This is a genomic window from Segatella sinensis, assembly GCF_040095255.1.
Classification (GTDB): domain Bacteria; phylum Bacteroidota; class Bacteroidia; order Bacteroidales; family Bacteroidaceae; genus Prevotella; species Prevotella sinensis.
Genome location: NZ_JBBNGE010000087.1, coordinates 1 through 7,227, shown reverse-complemented (window position 1 = coordinate 7,227; position 7,227 = coordinate 1). Strand labels below are relative to the sequence as shown.

Below are 7,227 nucleotides of genomic sequence, written 5' to 3'. Positions count from 1 at the left end.
TCTAACGTTTACTCTATAAACGTACACCTGCTTGCTTTTATTGTGCTATGCTATCCACACGCTTTTGCAAGTGACCCGAACATGGATAATAGTTAAAGATACGGAACAGCTGATAGAGATGAGAATCCTGCAGGATGGAGCGTTGAAAACCCTGTTTTACAAGGGACTCTCGCTCCAGAGTTACAGGGATCATTACTCTTTCAAAAAGAAGCGAACCTGGAAAATCAATGAATACGCCTTGAACCAGGGTCTGGCAGCTCTTTGTAAAAAAGATCCAAGCGCCAAGGGTAGAGTAGAGAAGGGCACTCTCACCCGGCATGATGTCGAATACATTATAGAGAAAGCATCCTTCGGAATCATCAAACTTGAATTAAGCGATTATGAGTACTAAACGAAAAGTATATACATTCTATATCATAGCCATCCTGGGGATGGTGCTGGTTCTGATGTTGTGCAATCTGAACATCATGGCCAAGGCGATTGTCGGACTGTTGATAGTCTTCTGCATCTTCGTGATGCGAAGCATTCAGACGGCTTACCAGCTTCCTGATGACATCGACCCTGATACGATGCTGCCGATAGAGCCTCATGGCAAATCGACTGCAGCCTTGCCTACAGAGAAGTTAGACCACAATTCCAATGTGGATCTCTATCTCCATCTTCTCATTGAGGCTGATGAAGAACTGGCGAAAGACCCTACCATTGACCAGATGTCGCCCAGTTACAACATCCAATTAAACAACAGAATTGCCGAGCGTCTTGAATCACTCGACAAAGGTAATAACAAGTAAAATAAAGGAATATATGATACAGATATTAACCCTCATCCTGTTCGCTTTCCCCTTCCTCTTGCTGACAGCGTTCTTCTGTCTTTACAGGAAGGAATATGGATTCATGAAGCGGTTTATGTGGAAGATGGCCATGTTTCAGAGCGCAAGAAATCTCTATGCCTACCTGGTTGTGATGATGCTTATCTTCATCAACTGGTGTTGCTATGTCACGGCTCCCAACCTCTCAGTAGTAGTGTCAACACTCCTGACCCTGGTGCTTCTTAACAAGAAAATCGCAGAAAGTACCTTCCATCTTTTGCATGAGAGGAAAAGACTGTGGTTCGCCACCTTGCTGCTCTCGATGGTCTGCTACGCCTTACCTTATATGAACAGCATGTTCCTGTTCCTCTTTACCTTCTGCGTGGCAGCAGTCTTCTATCCATCTGAAAGAGTTCTTCTGCTGAAGAGCCATCCTGAGGCCATCAACAACCCGAAGGATCTGCTTGCGCTGATTATCAGAAATTACTATTAGGTGCCACCTGCAACTGGCACAGAATCATATCCACTTGCTCAACATTCCAAATTCAAAAATGACTCAAATGACTCATCATCCCAATCAACAGACACCCGAAGCAGACAGATACAGAGGTGTTGACCGTTCGTTGCTGGAGTTTCTGAAGCCGAAAGCAGAGGAACGTTACAGCAAGCTGGAAGCCTACTGCGACTTGCTTTCGAAAGCATCCTCAGGAGCCTATCAGTCGCCGGGAACCGATGGAGCTCTCCTGCTGTTGCCCGGTCAGTTTGTTGCCACCATTTCCGAACTTGCCCGTCAGTGGCAATGGCAGCGTGCCACGGTTCGCCAGTTTATCTCCGGACTCACCAAACTTGGTCAGCTTTCCGTAGAGCCATACTCCAAGAGCTTCATCTTCTCTGTCAATCTGGAGCAACGTCTCTCTCTTCTTATCGAGAGTCCGGACGACATCCTCGATTTCTGCGCCATGCAGTTCATCCGCTTCATCAAAGGCAGATCCACCGCCAAGGAAGTGGCCGATTCCTACAGCCGTTATTACGACTTGAAGATGAACATGGTCAAGCAGGAAGGATATGGCGGCATTCCTGCCAGACGTGTACTCAACCAGCAAGCCCAGGTGTTCGATTCACTGGCAGTTTCCATTCTCCGTTATCTCAATCAGGAGAAAGAACTGCCCGAGGAACTTTCCGATTCCGTGAGCCTGCTCTTCGGAAAAGACCACGTCTGGGACTGGCACAAAGTGATAGATTCTCTTGGCATTCTGGCTAAAGCCATCAGTGGCAATACCAAGCCGAGTTATATGGACGAAGTAGCCACCCGATACTCGAAAGCGGAGATTGTTCTCCTGGATTGCATCTTCGAGCACTACATCTCCGGCTCCCATCCCACTACTATGTGAATCCCCATCATCCTCTTACTGAGGCCAGGGAGCCATCCGAAAAGGTAGCACCTGCGGAGTCTTCCGACGATTAAAAACAATAGTCATATTCCCCTTATTCCATGCGAGGCACGCTGATGGCGATCAGGACGCCCGTTAGCACATCGCTGAATGATTTCAAGCAACGTGAGGCAGTGTGCTTGCACGTGCCACTTTTTTTCATCATCAAAACAGGTCATGGACATCAAGGTTACCAAAGGTCTTGCTTCGGTAGGCAACGAGGAGTTGAGAGACTGGACGGAGAAGGGATGGAACCAGGCCATGCGTGAAGGCAACTACGACCGTAGCCGTGAGCATCTCAACTTCGAGATCCGTCCTGGTGGCATCGTCGCCCCGATAGACAAGATCCGTCCTCTTACCATGCGCATGGCAGAAAATCTCGCCTCACGTGGCATCAAAGATCCCAACGAAGGACTGGCAGAGCCACGTTTCCGAACCGTGGTGAATTTCATCTTCGGCGGTTCAACGGAACGTATGCGAGAGCTTGCCTTTGGCAATCAGAAGGTAGATTTTGAAAGCAAGGGTGGTAACGAGCATATCCGTAGAATGCCAGAAATAGAAAAGTGGGCACAGGACATCTACCGCTTTGTGGCAGATAAATATGGAGAGGAAAACATCGTCTCCTTCATCGTCCACTGCGATGAGAAAAATCCGCACGTCCACTGTGCGCTTCTGCCGATAGACAAGGATAAGAAGTTCGCCTTCAAGAAGATCTTCCATGGTCAGAACCGCATAGATTACAAGAACTATCTTCTTGCCCTGCACGATGAACTTGCCAAGGTCAATGAGAAATGGGGACTTACGAGAGGGGTGTCGATAGCAGAGACAGGAGCACGTCACCGTTCTACTGAAGAGTATCGACGATGGCTTGCCAACGAGTGCGTGACACTCGAAGCCCAGATGCTGAACACCCGGAAAGCCCTCGAAGATCTGAACGTGGAACTCTCCATCGCGCAGAAAAAGCAGAAATCCTTCACCTCTATGATAGAGAATCTGAAGGCTGAAATCGACCGTCTGGAAGCAGAACTCAAACCGCTGAGAGCCTTGCAAGCCAACAGCGACAACATCAGTGCCGACATCGCCCGTAAGATTCTGAGCCTTGAACAGCAGAAGGCTTTGGTGGAAGATAAACTGGCAGACAAGGAGAAGAAACTTTCAGAGACTAACCAGTTGCTTGACACCCTCCGCAAGGACAAGGAAGAGATTGAGAAGCAGGCCAGTGAACTGGAAGACAAAGCCAATCAGTCTGAACTTTCCTGGGCTCACAACATGAGCTACCATCTCAACGGAGTGATGCTCGACACCATGGCACATGAGTTTGCCGTTCGCTTCCCGAATCTACCTGACAGCGTGAAACTCGACGACATTGCGAAGATGGCCAAGCAGGAAAACTTGAAGATAAAAATATCCGGTGCAGCCGATAGTGCTACTGGTACTCAGTCCGGCAACCAGGATTTGGGTAAGCGACGTGCCAAGTTCATAGCCAAGGCACTCATCAAGCGAGGTGTAGATAAGAGCCAGATCAAAGCCTACAACTTAGGTGGAATAGACAAATATGCGGCGAATGAGGCAAACCGCTTCACAACCGTTGTGTTGCTGAAATAGGCTGAAACGTGTATTCATGAATACGTGAATACATGTACACATATATACATAATATATACTGAACATAGCTTTTGAGTAAAAGCACTAAAATTCTTCTCTCATACATCAAGGGGAGTTTGCTCGTGATGAGTAAACTCCCTAATTTTGTTTTAGGAAGATATAGAATTGTACTGGATATCAGTAATTTATTCTTGGGTGCCACCTTGAGTGCCACCTTGAGTGCCATTACATCATTTCTCTTTACCTCACCTTAACCTCACTTTACCTCGCCTTTACCTCACTTTACCTCCATCTTAACCTCACTTTACCTCACTTTACAAATGACACCTCTCCTTACCAAAATAAAATCCCATGAAATTATAATTTTTCATAAAAAGAACATTATATGATACTTTTGCTTGTTTAATCCCAAAACATTTCTTAACTTTGCACAAAAAGTACAATATAATACACTACTTGATATGAAAATTCAAGAAGTAATGAAATTGCAGCGTAAGGCCTTGGGGATTACACAGCAAGACCTCGCAGACATGTCTGAGATAGCCATTTCTACCATCAAGAAAATAGAGAGTGGAAAAGGCAACCCATCCCTATCGACGGTTGAAAAAATCATGGATATCCTTGGCATGGAGGTTAAATATGAGATTCGTCAAACAGTTTAAATAAAGTAAGTTATGAGAAAAGCTATCGTTTATTGTCACGACATGGAGGCTGGACTCTTAGAGGAAGCTACTCCTGGCAGAGGTTATACCTTCACATACGACAAGCAGTATATGATGGATAGGACCCACGATCCTGTCTCACTTACCATGCCTTTCAGGGAAGCCCCTTATCAGTCAGATTATCTATTCCCTGTTTTTACCAATATGCTTCCAGAAGGAGCAAACAGAAAGATAGTCTGCAGAAGTTGGCGATTGGATGAGAAGGATTTCTTTGGACTTCTTCTGAAGATAGCAACCTATGATACGATAGGAGCAATAACTGTAAAAGAAGTAGAATCTCCCCTGAGCCAAGAAAAGGTTTAGGAAGCCTGGCAGACAATTACGTCCGCACTGCGGACGCAATTGAATTAAAATCATTGTATGTTGGTCATATCTTTCTAAAACGTGTTATTGGGGTACACCTTGAGGGACATCTTGAGGGACATTGGGTGACATTTTTATAGATTCTGTAGGAGCGCACTCGTTATTATTGCATATAAACAGACAGCCAATATAGTGATCTACTTTTATCTATATTATTGATATTCAGAGTATAATCAGTATATTTGCACATAATATTTATAAGATTATTACGTGCAAAAACAATGAATATATATAAAAAGCGCATAGCGGTCAATTCAATTGCGCACACAGTGTATTCGCATTTTCAATAAAGTTTAGTCAGCTGTACTATCATTATTGGATGGTATGGGTAAATAAAATGAAAATAAAGCAATAAACTAAGTATAATCTTTTATAAAAATTGCGCAAAAACGCATCTTCTTTAAAGAATATTCATTAAATTTGTAGCCATAAAACATATATATTTATGGAAAGTAAAAAAGATTTGAATCGTATAAAGGTTATGTTGGCAGAGAAGAAGAAAACCAATAAATGGCTTGCTTCTGCCTTAGGAGTTAATGCCGCTACAGTTAGTAAATGGTGTACGAACTCTTCACAGCCATCACTTGAAACATTGATGAAAATTGCAGAGTTACTGGAAGTAAACTATACAGAACTTATAAGAGTCGAGCCAAAGTTATGAAAGCAAAGAATACCTTCACCATCCACACAGAACTGATGGATGGAACTCTATCAGGAGTTAGGAATATCTATATGGGGGCAAACTCTACTTGTCACCTCTATGTTATTCCACGTGATGAAATTAATGTAGCCAACGATATAGCAGACATAGCAGGTCAACCTGCTTTTTATATTCTGCTAGGTGATCCCAATGCATTAAAGCCAGAAGCATATATTGGTCAAACTACCGATTTTTCCAATCGTAAGAATGACCACGTTCAGAAAAAAGATTTCTGGAAGACAGCTCTCGTTTTTATATCAGATAATCATAAGATATATGGAGACGATGTGAAATATTTAGAGTATCTTGGCATAGAATCTGCACAAAGTGTAGAATCGTTTACCTTGCTCAATAGCTCTAATCCACGAAAGCCTCCTATTGCACCTTACCGTGTTAATGATATGGAAGTTTTCTTCCGAGATATACAGTTGCTAACTCGTTTCTATGGATGCGGTATCTTTGATGCACCAGTAGCAAAGCCTCAATCAGAACATCTGTTCTATATTCACGCAACAGACCGTCCTGCAGAGGGTATTGGTTATTATGACAGAAACTCTAAACATTTTGTCCTCGTGAAAGGTTGTATCATCGCAAGTCAGGTGGTTCCAAGTTTCAAATCTATTGCATCACGTCAGAGTTTCATTGATGAACATTGCAAAAAAGAAAATGGTCAGATTATCCTTCAACACGATGTGCCTATGGTTAGTCCAAGTGGTGCAAGTGGAATAATACTCGGCCGACCAAGTAATGGCTGGGATGACTGGAAGGATGCTGATGGTAATAAATTAGGTGAAATCATAAAACGATAGAAATCTGGGGGAGAAAGCGAAAGAACAGGTTTAGGGAGTTCGACAGACAATAACGTCCGCACTGCGGACGCTATTGAATTAAAACCATTATATGTTGGTCATATCTGTCTAAAGCGTGTTGTTGAGTGACATCTTGAGTGACATTTTGACCCCCCGAAATCCTTAATGACCCTTAATGACACTGACCCTTAATGACACCTGCGGGAATAAATAAACCGCTCCACCTATTATATATAGGAGGAGCGGTTGTAGTAGATTAAATCATCTTTTCCTGCTGCTTACACGCAGCTTGAAACGCCGAGCGAAGTGGCTATTGCGGTGAGAATGCTAATCGCAATCTGAATCACCATTTTCCAAGTATCCTTCTTCATAGACTTTTATCTTTTAGAAATTTACGTTGTCGCCGCCGCCGTCTTCACCGCCGATATTGCCGCCGCTGGTACCCTGGTCACCAGTGGTTCCGCTACCGCCAGCTCCCTGCGTTCCGCTGCCTTCAGTTCCGGTGGTTCCGCTGCCGCCAGCATTGCTGCCGCCGCTCTGGGTTCCGCCACCAGTGGTTCCGTCGCCATCACCACCTCCGTCAGGAGTAACTGGAACGTTGAGGTCCACGTTGGTCTTGCCCTCCTTGATTGCCTTGATCACGGCTGCCTGAGCGCTGCGGCTAGCCACGAGGTTGAATTCTGCGTCGTCGAGCAGGTTCTTGAACTGCTGGCCAGGCTCCCACTGAACCTTCACGTTGGTGATGTTCTGCGCCGTAAACTTGTCGGCAGTCTCTGCACCCTTGGAGCC

10 protein-coding genes and 1 pseudogene are annotated in these 7,227 nt (G+C 44.7%); 9 read left to right on the top strand and 2 right to left on the bottom strand.

The features are described 5' to 3' along the window. Positions 1-70: 70 nt before the first annotated feature. From AAAT87_RS14730 to AAAT87_RS14690, 9 genes are all read left to right on the top strand, one after another. A complete protein-coding gene (locus AAAT87_RS14730; protein ID WP_349226836.1) occupies positions 71-391 on the top strand; it encodes a hypothetical protein in 321 nt (106 codons plus the stop codon). Then, complete coding sequence (locus AAAT87_RS14725; protein WP_349226835.1) at positions 381-791, top strand: hypothetical protein; 411 nt, start codon at positions 381-383, stop codon at positions 789-791. Before AAAT87_RS14730 ends, AAAT87_RS14725 begins: the two co-directional genes overlap by 11 nt. A gap of 13 nt (positions 792-804) precedes the next feature. Next, positions 805-1,302 (top strand): hypothetical protein, encoded by a 498-nt coding sequence (locus AAAT87_RS14720; protein WP_349226834.1) that lies wholly within the window; start codon positions 805-807, stop codon positions 1,300-1,302. Positions 1,303-1,360: 58 nt separating this feature from the next. Next, on the top strand, positions 1,361-2,200 hold the full coding sequence (locus AAAT87_RS14715) for a hypothetical protein (RefSeq protein WP_349226833.1): 840 nt from the start codon (positions 1,361-1,363) through the stop codon (positions 2,198-2,200). Between the two features lie 216 nt (positions 2,201-2,416). Continuing rightward, positions 2,417-3,844: a MobV family relaxase gene (mobV, locus tag AAAT87_RS14710; protein ID WP_349226832.1), complete on the top strand. Its 1,428-nt coding sequence runs from the start codon at positions 2,417-2,419 to the stop codon at positions 3,842-3,844. A gap of 461 nt (positions 3,845-4,305) precedes the next feature. Continuing rightward, the gene (locus AAAT87_RS14705) at positions 4,306-4,506 is read left to right on the top strand and encodes a helix-turn-helix domain-containing protein (RefSeq protein WP_040553377.1); all 201 of its coding nucleotides are present in this window, start codon (positions 4,306-4,308) and stop codon (positions 4,504-4,506) included. 12 nt (positions 4,507-4,518) lie between these two features. After that, positions 4,519-4,869 (top strand): HipA N-terminal domain-containing protein, encoded by a 351-nt coding sequence (locus AAAT87_RS14700; RefSeq protein ID WP_349226831.1) that lies wholly within the window; start codon positions 4,519-4,521, stop codon positions 4,867-4,869. A 505-nt stretch (positions 4,870-5,374) separates the two neighbouring features. Next, complete coding sequence (locus AAAT87_RS14695; protein ID WP_297074173.1) at positions 5,375-5,590, top strand: helix-turn-helix domain-containing protein; 216 nt, start codon at positions 5,375-5,377, stop codon at positions 5,588-5,590. Then, positions 5,587-6,438, top strand: coding sequence for a GIY-YIG nuclease family protein (locus tag AAAT87_RS14690; RefSeq protein WP_349226830.1), 852 nt, complete (start codon positions 5,587-5,589; stop codon positions 6,436-6,438). The genes AAAT87_RS14695 and AAAT87_RS14690 overlap by 4 nt, the downstream gene beginning before the upstream one ends. Positions 6,439-6,716: 278 nt before the next feature. On the opposite strand, the gene AAAT87_RS14685 is transcribed toward AAAT87_RS14690, so the two are convergent. Next, entirely contained in the window at positions 6,717-6,809 is a 93-nt protein-coding gene (locus AAAT87_RS14685; protein WP_153089932.1) for a smalltalk protein, read from the bottom strand. 13 nt (positions 6,810-6,822) lie between these two features. After that, positions 6,823-7,227 (bottom strand): annotated as a pseudogene (locus AAAT87_RS14680) (hypothetical protein); the annotation flags it as partial.